Source organism: Pseudomonas sp. SIMBA_041, assembly GCF_046535095.1.
GTDB lineage: Bacteria > Pseudomonadota > Gammaproteobacteria > Pseudomonadales > Pseudomonadaceae > Aquipseudomonas > Aquipseudomonas mucoides.
Window position 1 is genome coordinate 1 of record NZ_JAWRXJ010000017.1, and the last position, 17343, is coordinate 17343.

The 17343-nt window shown below is 59.6% G+C and carries 8 protein-coding genes and 2 pseudogenes; 3 read left to right on the forward strand and 7 right to left on the reverse strand.

What is annotated here, in order from left to right:
• Positions 1–153: 153 nt before the first annotated feature.
• From SB725_RS29085 to SB725_RS29105, 5 genes are all read right to left on the reverse strand, one after another.
• Positions 154–621 (reverse strand): SRPBCC family protein, encoded by a 468-nt coding sequence (locus SB725_RS29085; RefSeq protein WP_027926033.1) that lies wholly within the window; start codon positions 619–621, stop codon positions 154–156.
• A gap of 22 nt (positions 622–643) precedes the next feature.
• A complete protein-coding gene (locus SB725_RS29090) occupies positions 644–4057 on the reverse strand; it encodes an amino acid adenylation domain-containing protein (protein WP_410922935.1) in 3414 nt (1137 codons plus the stop codon).
• A 14-nt stretch (positions 4058–4071) separates the two neighbouring features.
• Complete coding sequence (locus SB725_RS29095; protein ID WP_027926031.1) at positions 4072–5001, reverse strand: diiron oxygenase; 930 nt, start codon at positions 4999–5001, stop codon at positions 4072–4074.
• A complete protein-coding gene (locus SB725_RS29100) occupies positions 4998–5774 on the reverse strand; it encodes a DUF3050 domain-containing protein (protein ID WP_027926030.1) in 777 nt (258 codons plus the stop codon). The genes SB725_RS29095 and SB725_RS29100 overlap by 4 nt, the downstream gene beginning before the upstream one ends.
• Before the next feature lie 683 nt (positions 5775–6457).
• Positions 6458–7168, reverse strand: coding sequence for a GntR family transcriptional regulator (locus SB725_RS29105; RefSeq protein WP_027926029.1), 711 nt, complete (start codon positions 7166–7168; stop codon positions 6458–6460).
• 218 nt (positions 7169–7386) lie between these two features.
• Between SB725_RS29105 and lapG the strand changes: the two genes are divergently transcribed.
• The 3 genes and pseudogenes from lapG to SB725_RS29120 form a co-directional block, all read left to right on the forward strand.
• Positions 7387–8079 carry a cysteine protease LapG gene (gene lapG, locus SB725_RS29110; RefSeq protein WP_027926028.1) on the forward strand — a complete coding sequence of 231 codons (693 nt, stop codon included), beginning with the start codon at positions 7387–7389 and terminating at the stop codon, positions 8077–8079.
• A gap of 14 nt (positions 8080–8093) precedes the next feature.
• Complete coding sequence (lapD, locus tag SB725_RS29115; protein ID WP_059181869.1) at positions 8094–10040, forward strand: cyclic di-GMP receptor LapD; 1947 nt, start codon at positions 8094–8096, stop codon at positions 10038–10040.
• 385 nt (positions 10041–10425) lie between these two features.
• Positions 10426–10672 (forward strand): annotated as a pseudogene (locus tag SB725_RS29120) (DUF6124 family protein); the annotation flags it as partial.
• A 49-nt stretch (positions 10673–10721) separates the two neighbouring features.
• Here the strand turns inward: SB725_RS29120 and SB725_RS29125 are convergent.
• Together SB725_RS29125 and SB725_RS29130 are read right to left on the reverse strand one after the other, a co-directional pair.
• Complete coding sequence (locus SB725_RS29125; RefSeq protein ID WP_027926026.1) at positions 10722–11060, reverse strand: hypothetical protein; 339 nt, start codon at positions 11058–11060, stop codon at positions 10722–10724.
• Between the two features lie 149 nt (positions 11061–11209).
• Positions 11210–16507, reverse strand: a pseudogene (locus SB725_RS29130) (LapA family giant adhesin); the annotation flags it as partial.
• Between the last annotated feature and the right edge of the window lie 836 nt (positions 16508–17343).

A 17343-nucleotide genomic window follows, 5' to 3' on the forward strand; every position in this document is an offset into this window, starting at 1 on the left:
GAACTCAGCAGTGAAACGATGCATCGCCGATGGTAGTGTGGGGTTTCCCCATGTGAGAGTAGGTCATCGTCAAGATTGAATTCAGAAACCCCTGTCTGCTAACGCAGACAGGGGTTTTGTCGTTTCAGGCTAAGTTATCGATCAAGCTCAGACTTATACAAACAGCTTCAACACATTATTCATCGCATCATCAGCAAACCCCTGCACAAACGCCTTGAACCCCGGCAGAGCCTCAGCACCCCTCTGCACCGGTTCGGCGATGATGGTCCAGGTCGCACGGGACTTGCCCACGCCCAGCGGCTCAACACTCATCGCCGCCCACAAATTGGCCACGCCCAAGGTGTTGTAGATCGTGGTCCAGGTCATGTTCAACGCGTGGTCATCCCGCGAGTTGAGTTGCTCGACCACCAGGTTACCGTCCTTGAAGAATTTTTTGCGTAAGGACGATACGCCTTCGCCCGTCATTTCGATGTGCGACAGTGCCGGAATGAACTGATCAAAGCCGGCAAAGTTGCCGACGATTGCCCAGACTTTCGTGGCTTCCACCGGCACTTCCACCGAGGACACCACGTGGCAGCCTTCAGGATTTTTGATCAGGGTATCGGGTTGCAGAGTGCTCATGGTTTTGCTCCGTTTGGTTGATTCAGATGAAGTTGATTTCTTTCAGGTAGTCGCAACCACGCCGCAGTAGCGCCGGGGTCTTTTCCGGGTAGTGCGCGCCCATCTGTCGCACGCCTGCCTGGGCGTTGGCGTGGCCGATCATCGAGATGTCGCCGATGTCTTCCTCGAAGCCGTTGAGGTAAAAACCGAGCACACCGAACAGCGCGTTGTCGCTGTCGACCCGGCCCAGTTGCTGCTGCCAGTGCGCGACGCTGACCATAGAGAATTCCCGCCCGGCCTCGCGAAAGGACGCCACGTAGTCGTCCCAGCTCAACGGCTCGGGGTTGTGCAGGTTGAACACCGCCTTTTCCGGCTGATAGCGACTGGCATGGAAGGCGATGAATCGGGCGAGAAAGTCCACCGGCATCAGGTCGAAATTCAGCGCGAACTCCGGCACCTGGCCGAGCTGGATCGAGCCTTTGAGCATCAACATCAAACGGTTTTTGTGCGGCTGGCAGACACCCGTGAGGCTGTTGAAACTGATGTTGCCGGGGCGATAGAGATTGACCCGCACCCCACGCTCGCGAGCCCGTTCAAGAATCCGTTCGCCGACCCACTTGGAGAGGTTGTAGCCATTCTTGATATAGATTGGCGGGGTCTGCGCCGCTGGCAATTCCAGCACTCGGCCGTCGGCGGCAATCGTGCTGGACGCCGAGAGCGTCGAGACGAAGTTGAAGACTTTCTTGCTGCGCCCTTCACACAACTTCAGGCACTCGAAAATCGGTTCGACGTTGTCTCGCGCCAGTGATTCGTAATCGAGTACGTGATTGACGTTGGCAGCGTTGTGCACCAGCGCGCCGAACTCTCGATCGAGGCGCGCGTAAACCTCATCGGATAGCCCCAGAAACGGACGAGTCATGTCCGACGCATAAACCCGTACACGGCTCAGATCCAGATGCTCCAGACGGTTCTCGCGCAGCGCATGAGCGAAGCGCTCGGCCGCTGATTGCCCACCGCCATCGCGCACCAGGCACGCGACTTCAGTGGCGCCCCAACCCAGCAGTGCCTCGACGATATGCACACCGACAAAACTGTTTGCGCCGGTGACAATCACCTTATGCACGTCGCCCATTCGGCTGACAGGCAGCGGCTGAATATCCAACTCACGGAAGGCATCCGCCAGGGCCTTTTCGCTGAGCACTTCTTCAGTGCCGGAGCCGCGCACCAAGGTCGCCAACTTCGTAATGGTCGGCAGTTCAATGAAGCGGTTGATCGAAATACTGCGCCCGAACTCCTCACGCAATCGCAGCAACATGCGCGACAACAGGATCGAGTGACCGCCCAGATTGAAGAAGCTTTCGTCGGTAGAAATATCGCTGGCCGGCAGCTCCAGCAACTCGGCCCAGATCTCCAGCAGCAAAGCCTCATCGGCACTGACTGGTAAGCGTCGAGCGGTGTTTTCCAGGACGTTGACCGGCATGGCAAGCAATGCTTTGCGATCGACTTTGCCATTACTGGCGAAGGGCATGCTGTGCAGTTCGGTCCAGGCACCGGGCTGCATGTAGTCCGGCAAGAACTGCAACGCGTGAGCCTTCAAGGCTTCGCGAGCGGCACCGGGCCAGTCTTCCTGAGGCTGTGCGAGGAAGGCCAGAATGCGCCGCTGACTGTCGATGACCACCGCCACCTGGCGGTACAACAGGCTGTCGCGCAGGCAGCGTTCGATCTCTTCCGGTTCAACCCGAAAGCCGCGAATCTTCACCTGGTTATCTCGCCGCCCACACAGCTCGATGCCGTCGCTCGTCCACTTCGCCATATCGCCAGTCCGATAGGCGCGCAGGCTTTGGCCGCTTGGCAAACTCAGGTTCAGATAGCGTTCGGCGGTCTGCTGCGGGTTGTTCAGATACCCCAGGCACACCCCCGGCCCGACGATGTACAACTCACCTACGGTGTGGTCGGTAACGGGTTGAAACTCTTCATCGAGAATCAGCACCTGACTGTTGGCAATCGGTGCGCCGAGGGTCCGGTTACTGTCGCCGGGACGCAATTGTCGCGCGGTGATCAGCACCGTGGCTTCGGTCGGGCCATACAAGTTGTAGAGCTTGCCCTGGCGCGACAGTTGTTCGATCACGTACGGTTCACAAACGTCGCCGCCGGTCATCACATGATCCAGCCCCTGTAACTGATCCAGCGGCAGAATGCTCAGCAGTGCCGGCGGCAAAAAACCGTGGCTGAGTTGCTGGTGGCGGATCAGCTCGACCAGTTGCAAGGGATCACGGCGTTGATCGTCACTGGGCACGATCAGCTCGGCGCCCTGCAACAGCGTCGGGAAAATATCGATCAGCGACGAGTCAAAACTCAGCGATGAAAACTGCAGTACCCGACTCTGTTCGGTGAGTTGTACGTAGTCGGCGTACCACGTAGTGAAGTGTGCAAGGTTGGCCTGACTGAGCAACACGCCTTTGGGATGCCCGGTGGTGCCCGAGGTATAGAGCGCCATGCACGGCGCATCCCTGTCAGGTCGCTGACGCATCAAGGGTTGTTTGAGGTCCACGTCGTCGAGGTCGATGCGGCTGATGTCCAGCCCCGGCATGTCCTCGGCGAGCGGATGCTGGCCGTCATGCAGCAACAACACGGCCCCGGCGTTTGAAAGTATGTACTGCTGACGTTGCAGCGGATGGCTCGGCTCCAACGGCAAATACACCGCGCCGCTGCCGAGAATCGCCAGAATCCCTGCATACAGCGCACTGCATTTCGGCAGGCAGATCCCGACCACCAACGGCCCCTGATGCTTATCGAGCAGCGGCTGTAACTGCTGTTGGATAGCACGGCTATGGGCATGCAGTTGCCGATAGCTCAGCGTCGTACCGTCGATGCTCAGCGCGGGTCGTTCGGCGGATTGAAGGAGGCGCTGTTCAAGGCGCTCGATCATCGGGATCTGCCCCAGTTCCAGCAGCCAGGGTTGAGCGGTGACGTTGAGTTGATGGACGAATGCCAGGTGTTCAAGCCACACCAACGTGTCCACACGCTCAAAGTGAGCCGGCGCGGCCGGTTGTGCGTGCAGAAAATACTCGGCATCCCGGGAGAAGCGGCTGACCAGCAGCGCGACGTGATCCACCAGCTCCGCTACCGCTCGCAGGCGCAATGCCTGGCCGTTGCCGTAAGGCTCGTCGGCGATCGGCACACGCGTGAACAATGCCTCGTTGTACGAGCACAACAGGTCCAGCGACGGCAAGCTACCAGCCTCCGACCCGCCGATACCCAGTTGAAGCGTCAATCGCGGTGTCTCACCAGAATGACCGAAAGGCATCGACGCGTCGTCTATCAGCAAATCAAACGACGGTTGCTTATCAAGTGTGTCGAAAAACCGCACCAGCGAATGACCGTGTTGTTCAAGCTCCAGCGCCAGGGCGGTCAAGGCCTGGCTTTGCCCAATGAGCAAAATGTCGAGACGTCTCATGGAGGTTCTCCTCGTTAAACCAGGTAGTCGCTGAGGGCGTCTTGCACGCACGGCGAATCGAGCAGCGAACTGCTGCGGAAAAACCGCACGATGTTGGCGACCAGCGGGTGATGGCGATTGATCGGGAAGGCCAGCCCCGAGACTTCGCCCTTGAGGGCCTGACGCGCCGCGTCGCTGATCTGCAAAGACTCGATCAGCCGGAAGTCGAAAGACTTCTGGATATCGTTGGTCAGGTAATGGCCGATGAACACCGGCAGGATCTGCGCGATGCAATGGCGATCGTCTTCGCTCGCGGTGTGCCAGTAGATACGCACGAGCCGCGCCCAGAAGCCGGAGTGGCGACCTTCGTCCAGCAAGTGATCGGCCATCAGGCCTTTGATCGATTGCTTGACCGTGTCGTCTTTGGCGAACGCCGCGACATCGCCGGTCACGGTGTTCTCGGCAATGGCCACGCAGATCAATTCGACGGCACTGCGCAAGTGTTCCGGCGCGAGCGCCACCGCCGCCGGGATAGCGCGACTGAGCTCGATTTCGTCTGGCAACAGGACCGGTGTGATGCCGGTCATGGCGATGGTCTGCTGCATGAAATCCATGGCCACCAAGGCGTGGTAATCCTCGTCCACCACCACGGTCATGGCGTCGTATCGGCAAGCGAACGGGAACGCCACGGCGAAGCGATTCTTGGCGATGCTGCGCGCAGTCTTGTCGACGATCTCGGTTTCGAAAATCACCACGTCGTTGATGAATTTGTAGAGCGTCTGCACCAAGGCGAAGTCCCGCTGTTCCGGGCATTCACGCAGGAAGGTTTCGCTCAGCACCAGCGGCTGACGGCTCAAGGGATAGATCAGCTTGTCATCGTTTTCCAGCACTCGCCGTGGGCGAGTGCGGATGGTCGCGCGGCTCTCCCAGGCGTCGGCGAAGGATTGGTAATCGGCAGCGTTCATACAGTCACCTCACGCAAAGGCTCGCCCATGCTCAGGCGCAGACCGTCCCACAGGGCAATGCGGCTTTCTACGGCAGCAATCGCGCTGGCGTAGACGTCTTCTTCCCGTTGCGGATTGCCATCAACCAACCGGGCGAGAAGCTTTTCCGCCGCCGGGCCGTGGTCTTCGGAATCGACTTCGATGTGCCGTTCCAGGTAATAACGGAAGGTCGGCGCTTGCTCGATGCCGATGCCCCAATCGTCCAGAATTCGCTGGAACATCTGCGGAATCACACTCTCACGACCATGCAAAAACGCCGCTGCAACGCTGTGTCCCGGTGCATGCAATGCTGTGTGCAAGGTGTGCCGCACGAACTGCGCGGCGGCCGGGTCGACGTCCACGCTTTGCAACGCGACGTCGTAGCTCACGCCTTCTTGTTGCAACGCAACAAAGCGCTCCACGGCGACGGTGCTGGCGCCGACTTCGCGCATCGCATCCAGATACAATTCAAAGTGGCTGTAATGACCCTGGGCCGGACGGTCATCGGACTCCTCACCCAGCACGATCTCGTTGATCAGGCGTGCGGCCTGCGAGTCTCGAGGCGGCAGCCAAGGTAATTGAACACAGGTCAGTTCCTGTTGCAGACGTTTGGTCAGCGACATGAAATCCCAGACTGCAAATACATGGGTTTCCATGAAGCGCTGAAGTACCGCCAGCGAATGTATTTCAGAAAAGATCGGGTGTGCACTAAGTTCTGCTTTCTTCTGGATGAGACGGTCTTTATTCGCTTTCATGAGTATGCCTATAAGTGATCTGAGATGGCGTTAAGGAAGTTGCGATCAATCAGTGCCTGGCGTTTAAAGTTTTCAGTGGGCGAGCAAGTGCCTCGAACTGATTAGTCGGTTTGAATGGCTATGAGTCCACAGGGCAAGCCTTGTAGGACTTTGCTCAGTGCGGCGAGCAAAAACTAATACACGAATAAAGTTTCCGGCAAGTCATTTTTTAATTAAATGAAAGTTCAAGTTTGTTCGGCGCGACAAGCTCCAATAAAACTGCGGTTTGAAGTTTTATTCAGGCGTAGTTGCTCCTTCCAACTAATTAAAGTCAGAATTGAAATAAAGAGTGAATGCCTCACTCGAAGCAACTTTCTTGGTTGAATCAATGACGTGACTTTAGAGGGTGGAAGTTGGCTGGGATCAACGCCGATGCTTCCTTTCCCGTGACAAGACTCCTTCCGTAGGTTCTTGTGGCGGGGACTGTTGCGCAGGTGCGCAGCGTCGCCCGTTCATTGGTTGTTGGCCGTCCAAGAGTGAGCGTAAATCACGGCAGCCGCTATCACCGAGGCGTCATCCTCTCGGTACAGTTATTGGGCTTGGGAAGGGAAAAATCGAGGGCAAGGCTTTAGCGAGGGGCTGAGCGCCGACGTGGTCAGCGAAACGAGCAGTCCGATCTGCTCGTTCAGGCTTGATGGCACGATTTACCGGGTGGTTTTCTTGTTCAGTGCTTCAGGGCTGGCGAGATAGCGCGTAATGACCTCTACACCGCGGTTGAGGTGATTTTCTAGCAGCTTGACTGCGCGCTCGATGTCGCGATCTTCCACGGCCAGCAACAGCTCCCGGTGATCGTCCTGGGACAGTTTGCCCAGTCCCATCGCTTCGAGGTTGAAACGCAGGAAGCGTTCTTCTTCGTTCAACCCTTCTTCGATCAGGCCCAACAGGCGGCGGTTAGGCGCCTTGCAGTACAGCGACATGTGGAACAAGCGATTGAGACGGCCAATCTCGCTGTAGTTCTGCTCGGTCTCCATATCATCGATATGACGGGCAGCGGCTTCCAGGTCTTCTTTTTCGAGCAATGGAATCGACAATCGCAGGGCTTCGGATTCCAGGAGAATCCGCAGCGCATAGGTTTCCACGGCGTCGCCCTGGACCAGCGGTGCGACGACGGCACCTTTATGGGCGACAACGTTGAGCAGCGCCTGGGCTTCGAGCTGGCGCAAGGCTTCGCGCACGGGCATACGGCTGACGCCGAACAGGTCAGCCAGGTCTTGCTGGCGCAACGCGGTGCCGCAAGGGATGCGCCCATCGAGAATCGCCGAACGCAGCGTTTCTTCGATCACCGAACGTGCGAGGTGAGCGGGTATCGACCCGCTGACCTTGATACTGCTGAGAGGGTTGGTCTTGTGTGACACTACTCGCACCCTATTCGACTGAAATATTTGGATCCAACTGGACACTAGTGACTGCGATGAGGCTTGTCAAACAAGTCAGGTTTTCAATCGCAACCTTTTAATGACATTCACAATACAAAGTCTAGCGCGTCGCCCGTGATTGCACCGTGCCATTGTCTTTTGTCGGGCTAACCTGCACCATCGGGCGAATTCCATTTGCCTGCTCTGGATGCCTCGCATTGGCGGTACGTTTCGCAATCCCACGGATCTTGCGCTGGCTGTGCTGCGCGCTGCTGCTGACCGGCGTCATGCTGGGCGGCTTGCAGGCCGATTGGGACTTTTCGCTGATCAGCCGTCGCGCCCAGGCCCTGTACGGGCCGTTGGGTGAAGGGCAGCAACGGATAGACGCCTGGCAGCATTTACTGGCCACGCAGAAGCAGGTCAGCGAGCTGGAACAGCTCAAAGTGGTCAACCTGTTCTTCAACAATCAGGTGCGCTACGTCGAGGACATCGACCTGTGGCACGACGTCGATTATTGGGAAACGCCCATCGAAGCGTTGTGGAAGGGCGCCGGCGATTGCGAAGACTATGCGATTGCCAAGTATTTCAGCCTGCGCCACCTCGGCGTGTCCAGTGACAAGCTGCGCATCACCTACGTCAAGGCGTTGCGCCAGAACCGGGCGCACATGGTGTTGACCTACTATTCCAGCCCCGAGGCCATGCCGCTGGTGCTCGACAGTCTGATCAACGAGATAAAACCGGCCAGTCAACGAACCGATCTGTTACCGGTCTACTCTTTCAATGCAGAAGGTTTGTATTTGCCGGGCGCCAAGGGCAACAAAAAGGTCGGTGACACCAAACGCCTGTCCCGCTGGCAGGACGTGTTGAAGAAAATGCAGGCCGAAGGTTTCCCGGTCGAAACGACAAACTAGGAGCACGCGCTCAGATGTCTTTGTTCAAACAGCTGTTGATCGCTATCTGTCTGTTCCTGGTGGTCGCCTTCACCGGCAGCTTCATGGTCAGCCTGGAAAGCTCGCGCACCCAGTACGTCAACCAGTTGCGTTCCCACGCTCAGGACGCCGCGACGGCGCTGGCGCTGTCCCTGACGCCGAACATCGACGACCCGGCGATGGTCGAGTTGCTGGTCAGTTCGATTTTCGACAGCGGCTACTACGCCAGTATCCGCGTCGTTGATCTGAGCAATGACAAAACCATCGTCGAGCGCAGCGGGATTCCGGCGGTGAACAACGTGCCGGACTGGTTCGTCAAAATGATTGGCCTCGAAGCCGCTGGCGGCGATGCGATTGTCAGCCGTGGCTGGGAGCAGGCGGCGCGGGTCGAGGTGGTCAGCCACCCGATGTTCGCGTTGGCCAAGCTGTGGCAGAGCGCGCTGGGCAGTCTTGGCTGGTTGCTGGTCTGCGGCGCCGTGAGTGCGGTACTGGGCGCGCTGCTGTTGCGTCGGCAATTGAAACCGCTGGACTACATGGTCCAGCAATCCCACGCCATCGCGCGTCGTGAATTTCTCAGCCTGCCGGAGCTGCCACGCACCCCGGAGCTGCGCCGCGTGGTGCAGGCGATGAACCAGATGGTCGAGAAGCTCAAGGCACTGTTCCAGGAGCAGGCCGAACGCAGTGAAAAACTGCGGGTCGAGTCCTATCAGGACAACCTGACGGGACTCGCCAACCGTCGTTATTTCGAGATGCAATTAAACGCTCGGGTGAGCAATCCGGAGCAGGCCAGTTCCGGTTATCTGCTGTTGTTGCGGGTCAAGGACTTGGCCGGTTTGAACCAGCGGTTAGGCGGCCAGCGCACCGACCAGTTGTTGAAAGCGGTAGGCGAGCAGTTGTCCCGCGAGTGTGCCAAGTACCCGGAAACCCAGAACCTCGTCACGCGGATTCGCGGCGGCGAATTCGCTGTGCTGGCCCCAGGGTTGGTGCGCGAAGAAGCGTTGCAGCTGGCGCAGAGCCTCGACAGTGCCTTGGCCAGCCTGCATGCGACGGGCGCCACCGACGTGGCCACGGTGGCTTCGATCGGGCTGGCGCCGTTTGTTCATGGCGACTCACCACAAGCGGTGCTGGGGCTGGGTGACCAGGCGCTGGCGCAGGCCGAAAGTCAGGGCGAGCCGAGCTGGGCGTGCCTGGATCACAGCGCGTCGGCCAGTGTCGGCGATGACCATCATGCCTGGAACAACTTGCTGGATCAGGCGTTGAATCAGCGGCGCTTCCAGCTGTATTTCCAACCGGTTGTGGCCAGTCAGGACACGCAACTGGTGCTGCATTACAAAGTGCTCTCGCGCTTGGTCGACGAGCAGGGCCAGACCATTCCCGCCGGGCGCTTCCTGCCATGGCTGGAGCGTTTTGGCTGGACTGCGCGGCTGGATCGGCTGATGTTGGAGTTGGTGCTGGAACAGATGGCGGACCACGAAGAGTCGCTGGCGTTGAACCTGTCGTCGGCGACGTTGGGCGATCCGCAAACGCTGAATAAAATCTTCGAGATTCTGCGCGCGAATTCCAATCTGGGGCCGCGCCTGACCCTGGAAATTGGCGAGGAACAATTGCCAGAGCAGGCGAAGCTGGAAGAGCTGACGCGGCGCCTGCGAGAACTCGGCTTCTCCCTGAGCCTGCAGCGCTTTGGCGGGCGTTTCAGCATGATCGGCAACCTGGCGCGGCTGGGGTTGGCGTACTTGAAGATCGATGGCGGCTACATTCGGGCGATTGATCAGGAGAGCGACAAGCGCCTGTTCATCGAGGCAATCCAGCGCGCGGCGCACAGCATCGATTTGCCGCTGATTGCCGAGCGGGTCGAGACCGAAGGGGAGTTGTCGGTGATTCGGGAAATGGGGATCTATGGGGTTCAGGGGCAGTTGTTCGGTGAGCCCAAGCCTTGGCGGTGAGGCTGATGCCCTTATCGCAGTCACCGGGAAATCTGAAGGAAAACTCCTAGGAGATTTCCTTCGAGTTGCGTCGGTTTTGGTGAACTTATTCCGGGTAATGCGCAGGTCTAGTCTGGCCTTGTCACTGAATAATCGGTGACACGGACGTGCAAGTCCGGGTAAAAACCACATCCAAACACTGCCTCTGGCCGTTCATCAGGCATTTTTCATGCTTGTTGCGATTGCTTTATGGCGGCTGTGTGCGGGAGACCTTCGGGTCTGCCGAGGTTTAGGGCGTGGTTTACTCGGTCTTGCACCCCGCACATAGCGGCCACCTTATTCGCGTGCAAGCGAACCGGGTCAGCCTCTTTGTAATCATTGAGACTACGCCATGTTCAAAGTAACCCCCAACCCGCCTTCTCCCCGCAGAGGCCTCCTCTTCACCGTCTCCCCCGACATCCCCACCGAAGCCCTCCTGGCCAACGCCTCTGAAGACCTGCGCTCCATCAGCGCTGGCAGACGATGTCGAAGGCTCACGCCGCTGCGTCGCGCTGGCGCTTGGCCGAATGGCAGATGGGGTTCATTTATTGGTGGAGCGAGCGCTGGATCACCTTGAATCGCCAGAGTTGGCGCCGGGTTCGGTCAAGGCTTAGCGCGGATGATCGATCCCACGCTCCGCGTGGGATCGATCAGTGTGCGGGGTTAAATCAACCCCGTCTCTTCATCATCAATCAAATGACTCAACCCGCCCAACGCCTCACGGGCCTGGGTCCGGTCCATCAATTTGGCTTGTGCCGCCGGCGGCAGATCGGTGACGCGGATCACGCCTTTGCTGGTCAGCACCTGGATCAAGTCGTCGAGTACCCGGATCATTTCCTGGTCGCTCTGCTTGAGTTGTTTGAGGTTGGTTTCCACCACTTCGTTGGCATACCAGGCCTGGATCTCATGGTGGTCGGCCGGCAGTGTTTCCGTGGCCTCGGCGTAGGCCGCGGCTTCCACGCGCACTAACTGGCCTTGCGCATCGCGTTGCACGTAGAACATGTGAGCATCCCTCAGAAATGAACCAGCCTCATGCTGTCAGCAGCATAGGCCAACTGGACGCGAGTATGCGGTGCGGCGACGAAATCGTCACCGTGGAGAAAGGCACAAACGTGACGGCCGCCCCATAAGGGCGGCCGTTTTTCGTGGGATCAGCTGTTGTTGTGGTCGACTTTGATGGTTGGATCGCTGCCGGCAATCAGCGTGTGGATGTTGGCGCTGGACCAATTGTTGCCTTCCAGTTTGATCGTCACGTCCGGTGTTGCGGCTGCCGCGTCACCAGAGTTGAACTTGCCGCCGGAGCTGACTTGCAGCGACGACACGCCATCCACCGTGCTGATCTTCAGGAAGTTGTCGATGGTGCTGCCGGTCTCGCCCTGCAACAGATCACGCAGGTCGATACGGTCGCCTTCGTTGGCCTTGAAGTCCTTGATCACGTCGTTGCCGGTGTCGCCCGACTTCCACACAAAGGTATCGGCGCCCGAACCGCCAATGAGGATGTCGTTGCCCGAACCACCCATCAGCGTGTCGTTACCGGTGCCGCCGAGCAGAATGTCATTGCCCTTGCCGCCGTCGAGGCTGTCGTTGCCACCCGAGCCGAAGAGAATGTCATTGCCCGCACCACCCAACAGCGTGTCGTTGCCGTCGTGGGCGCCGGACACATCAAACACGGTGTAGTGCTCGGTGATGAACTGGTGCACGTTGCTGGTGGTGACCTTGCTGACGTCCACGCCGGTCTGCTGGGCGACGAACGCCTGCATCGCCTGATAACCCTCACCGGCAACACCGTTGAAGCTCACCAGGTCGCCGAACAGAATGTCGTTGCCGTCGCCGCCATTGACCGTGTCGGAACCTGGTTGTGTCGCTTCGGTATGACCGACGATCGAGTTGGCCAGGTCTTTCGGATCGATGTTGGTTTGCGGTGTATGGTTCGAGTCGTACGGGCTCAAGTCGACGAGGGTAACGCCCTTGTTCAGGCCAATGGCTTCAACGTTGGACACATTGCTCAGCAGCGCAAAACTGGAAGAGGAGTTATCGACAATCGTCTGATCACTGCCGCTGCCCGTCGTGTAGGACACCTCGTAAGTACCGTCGCCCTGAGCGTGTATGGTTCCCACGTCGCTGGCTTTCCAGTTCTTGGAGCCGTTCAAGGTGTACAGCGTCGCATTCCCGTCACTGTCGATGGTCAGTTTGTGAGTACTGTCGATGGTCGTGGAGAAGGTATCTCCCGGCTTGTAATTGCGGGTGTTCACCACGTCATCGAGCTTCACGCTGCCGTACAGCGTCGGGTTGGTCTGTTCGCCACTCTGGTAGTAGTTCGGTTGGCCGTCGGTGATGAAGTAGGTGAGGTTCTTCGCCCCGGTGTTGGCCACGGCGTCAGCGCTCTGGAACCAGTTGGCCGTGGTTTTGAACACATCTTCGTAGTTGGTCACACCGCCGGACGACATCGAGTCCAGTACCGATTTGAGCAAGGTCAGGGCGTTCGGATCGTTCAGGTTGACCGATACCGATTTGTTGACCTGGGTATCGAAGTCCACCAGGAAGATGTTCACGGTGCCCGAGTTGCCGCCCATGCTCTGCTTGAGGGTGTTGAACACCGACGTCAGCGAGTCCTTGGCGGCGTTGATCGACGACGAGCTCATGCTGCCCGAACTGTCGACCATGAACGCGATGTTGTAGTTGGTGCCCGGCACCACGGTCAGCCCGCCGATGTCGGCGACCATGATGTCGTTGCCGTCGGTGCCGGTGATGTTGTCACTACCGGACGTTGCGGTAACGGCGTTGTAAGCCGCCGGGTAAACCGTGACTGGAATCGTCGCGGTGCTGAGTGCCGATCCGCCCAACGCCTCGGTGGAGGTCGAGGTTACGGTCAGGTTGAACTGGCCGTTGTAGTACGGCGGCGGGGTCACGGTCAGGGTGCCGAGGTTCCAGCCGGTGACGTTGGCTTCGCCTGAGGTCGCGGTGGCGGTGAAGGTGTGGCCGGCGCCATCGGTGAGCACCGAGCCCGCCGGGATGCCGCTGATCTTCACGCTCAGGCTTTCGGAGCCGTCGGTGTCGGTCAGCGCTGTGTTGATCGCGGTCAGGTGAACGCTGGTGCCTTCGGCGCCGGTGTTGAGTTTGTAACCGTCGTAGTAGCCTTCGCCGTTGGTGCCGTGCAAATCGGACACCGTCACGCCGGCCGCGGCCAGGTCCGCCACACCGGTGTACAGCGGCACGCCGGCGCTGCTCAGGTCGACTGCCGCACCGCCGTTGACCGACAGGTTGACGTCATAGCTGCCCGGGCCGCTCTGGTTGTGGTGGTAGATGTCCAGGGTGTAGTAACCGCTGGTGGTCGGGATGAACGAACCGTTCAAATTGCCCCCCGCGCCCCAGGTGATCGACGCAACGTTCTTGCCGCCGATGGTCACCAGCAGGCTGTCATCGCCAGTACCGCTGAAGGTGTAAGTCTTGCCCGCTTCGAGGTAGATCAGACCGGAGGTTTTCGACGCCGTGCCTGCCGCGACGCTGCCGTCGGACTGCACGTTGGTCACTGTGCCACTGGTGTTCGGTTTGCCCGCGTCATCGATGACGCTTTTCAGCGTGCCCGTAGCCGCGCCGTTGCCATCGGTGCCGAGGCCCGACAGGCCGGTCCAGACTTCCTTGATCAAGCCTGTCGAGGTTACGTTGTTGCTCGCGACGTTCAGCGTTGGCGCGTCAGCAACCGGGGTGATGTCGATTTTGATCGTGCCGGTGTTGCCCTGCAGCGAGCCATCGGTTGGCTGGAACTGGATCTGCGCGTAGTCCGCCTTGTTGTTGCCCATGCCGGCGCTGTTGCCATTGGCGCCAGACTCGTTGGCATCCGGCATGAAACGCACTTTACCGGCGTCGATATCAGTCTTGCTGAGGGTCTGGTTGGCCGTTACGTCGGTCCAGGTCGAGCCGTTCAGGTACTGCAATTTACCTTCGCCCGGCAGGCCGGTGATTTTCACACCGAGGCTGGCGGCGGGGGTGTCGACATCGCTGACGCCGAAGGTCGACCAGTTCAGGATCAGCGGGGTGTCTTCGGTGCCGGTGACGTTGACCGGTGCGGCGGTCGGTGCGTCATTCACCCCGACGACGGTCACCGTGGTGGTCGCGGTGTTGGAGTAGTTGCTGCCATCGGTCACGGTCACGGTGATGATCCGCGGCACGGTGCTCGGGTCTTCACTGCTGTTGGTGAAGCTGATGTTCTTGATCTGCTGCATGTAGTCGGCGAGTGTCGCGTTGCCGGACAACGTCAGCGTGACCGTGCCATTCGTGCTGTTGGCATTGATGGTGATGCCATTGACGCTGTTGCCCAGGTTCAGCGCATCGCCCGGCTGACGGTTGGTCAGCACGATGGTTGCGCCGGTCAGCATTGTGCTGTCCGGGTCGGTGATTTTCAGATCAGTGTCGCCGATCGATACACCCTGGCCGGTGGTGCCTTCGGTGAACGTCACGTTGTAGTTGGCACCGGTGGCGCCGCTGGAGTTATTGGCGTCGAGGTCGAGCACCGGCGGCGCATCGTTGTCGATGATCGAGGTGCTGACGCTGCCATTGGTCGCACTGACCGCCAGCGTCTCGAAGTTGCCGCCGGTGGCCGAGTCGATCTTGACCACGAAGTTTTCAGTGCCTTCGGTGATCCGGTCGTCCAGCGTTGCGACATTGAAATTGGCGCTGCTGGCGCCGGCCGGAATCTTCACGGTGTACACCCCGGTGAAGTCCGAACCGTCGGCCGCGGTGCCGCTGTAGACGATTTTCAGCGTCACTTCGGTCTGCGCCGGGTTGGTCAGGCTGACCGTGTAATTGGCCGTCTGGCCTTCGGTCACCGAGGTGCTGCCGGTGATGCTGACCGTGGTGGTGTCCTTGAAGTCGCCGACCGTGGTCGAGACGCTGGTCTTGTCTGCGCCGAGGGCTTCAAGGTTGCCGCCGCTGGCGCTCTTGATGGATTCAGTGACGGTTGGCGCGCCGTTGTAAACGTCGTTGCCCGCGGTTACCGACAAGGTGCCCGAGCTCTGGCCGACGGCGATGGTGATGGTCTTGCCGCTGTCCAGCGTCACGGTGACCGGCGCATCGTGCGCGGTGACCAAGGCGCCTTTGGCGTCGGTCAGCGTCGCGGTGTAAGTGATGGTGCCGTTTTCATCGACGCTCGGGGTGGCGGTCAGTTTTACGGTGGTGGCGTCGTTGACGTCATTGACCGTGGTGGTGATTTTGTCGGTGTTTGGCGAAATCAGTTCCAGGTTGCCACCGGCCGCCGATTTGATGCCCTCGGTAACGGTGGTCTGGCCTTTGTAGACATCGTTATCCGCCGTCACCAGCAAGGTGCCGGAGCTCTGGCCGACGGCGATGGTGATGGTTTTGCCGCTGTCGAGGGTGACGGTCACTGGCACATCGTGAGCGGTGACCAAGGCGCCTTTGGCATCGGTCAGGGTCGCGGTGTAGGTGATAGTGCCGTTTTCATTCACGCTCGGGGTCGCGGTCAGCTTGGCGATGACTTCGCTAATGGTGTCGGTGATGACCACCGATGCCGGGTTACCCACCACCAGATTTTCCAGCGCAGTGCCACCGGAAGTTGCGCCGCTGATGCCCAGCGTCGCGGTGCCGCCGTCTTTGTAGACGTCTTCGCCTTGCGGCGCCAGGGTGTGGACTTTTTCCGTTTCGCCTGCGGCGAAGGTCACTGTCTGGCCGTCGCTCAGTTTCACGGTCAGGGCAACATCCTGGGCCTTGTCGAGCTTGATGGTGAAGCTCGGCGCCTGGTTTTCCAGGACCGCGCCGTTGCCGACGATGGTGATGCCGACTTTGTCGCCATGGTTGTCGATTGAGGTACCCGAACCTGATTCGTCGGTCACGGTGGTTTGCGACGAATTCTGCGCCAGGGTCAGTTGTTGGAAGTTGTCAGCACCGCTAACGCTTTCGAGCTTGTTGACGATGGTCGGCTGACCGCCCATCAGGATGTCGTCAGGGGCGGTAATGGTGAACGAGCCCGACGCCGCGTTGGCGGGCACTTTGATGAGTGTGCCGTCGGACAGCTTGAAGGTCAGCTCGTCGTGGCTGCTGATTGCAATGCCATCTTTGTTGGACAGGGTCACGGTGTAAGTGATCTGGCCACCTTCGGCCACGGTGGTTTTATCCACGGTGAGGGTCGCAACCACTTCGCTGACGTAGGCCGTCGGATAAACCGTGACCGGGATCGTCGCGGTACTTGGCGCGGAACCGCCGAGGGTCTCGGTGGACGTCGAGGTCACGGTCAGGTTGAACTGGCCGTTGTAGTTCGCCGGCGGGGTCACGGTCAGGGAGCCGAGGTTCCAGCCGGTGACATTGGCTTCGCCTGAGGTCGCAGTCGCGGTGAAGGTATGGCCCGCGCCGTCAGTAAGTACCGAGCCCGCCGGGATGCCGCTGATCTTCACGCTCAGGCTTTCAGAGCCGTCGGTATCGGTCAGCGCCGTGCTGATGGCGGACAGGTGAATGCTGGTGCCTTCTGCGCCGGTGTTGAGTGCGTAGCCGTCGTAGTAGCCTTCGCCGTTGGTGCCGTGCAAATCGGACACCGTCACGCCGGAAGCGGCCAGATCCGCGACGCCGGTATACAGCGGAACGCCAGCGCTGCTCAGGTCGATGGCCGGGCTGCCGTTGACCGACAGGTTGACGTCATAGTTGCCCGGACCGTTCTGATTGTGGTGGTAGATGTCCAGCGTGTAGTAACCGCTGGTGGACGGGGTGAATGAACCGTTCAGGTTGGCACCCGCGCCCCACGTAGTGGCCGCGATGTTCTTGCCACCAATGGTCACCAGCAAGCTGTCATCGCCGGTGCCGCTGAAGGTGTAAGTCTTGCCGGCTTCGAGGTAAATCAGGCCGGAGGTTTTCGACGCCGTGCCTTGGGCCACATCGCCACCGGATTGCACGTTGCTCACGGTGCTGCTGGAATTCGGTGTGCCGGCGCCATCGATGACACTTTTCAGTGTGCCCGTTGCCGCGCCGCTGCCATCGGTGCCGAGGCCTGACAGGCCGGTCCAGACCTCTTTGATCAAGCCCGTCGAGGTTACGTTGTTGCCCGCGACGTTCAGCGTTGGCGCGTCAGCTACCGGGGTGATGTCGACTTTCAAGGTCGATTCCGCGCCCTGGTTGAAGCCGTCGGTAGGTTTGAACTGGATCTGCGCGTAATCCGACGCCTTGTTACCAACGCCGGTACCGCCGTAACCATCGGCGCCCGATTCATTGGCGGCGGGTACAAAGGTCAGTTTGCCCAGCGCGATATCCGCCTGGCTGATGGTCTGGCCCAAGGTGACCTGCA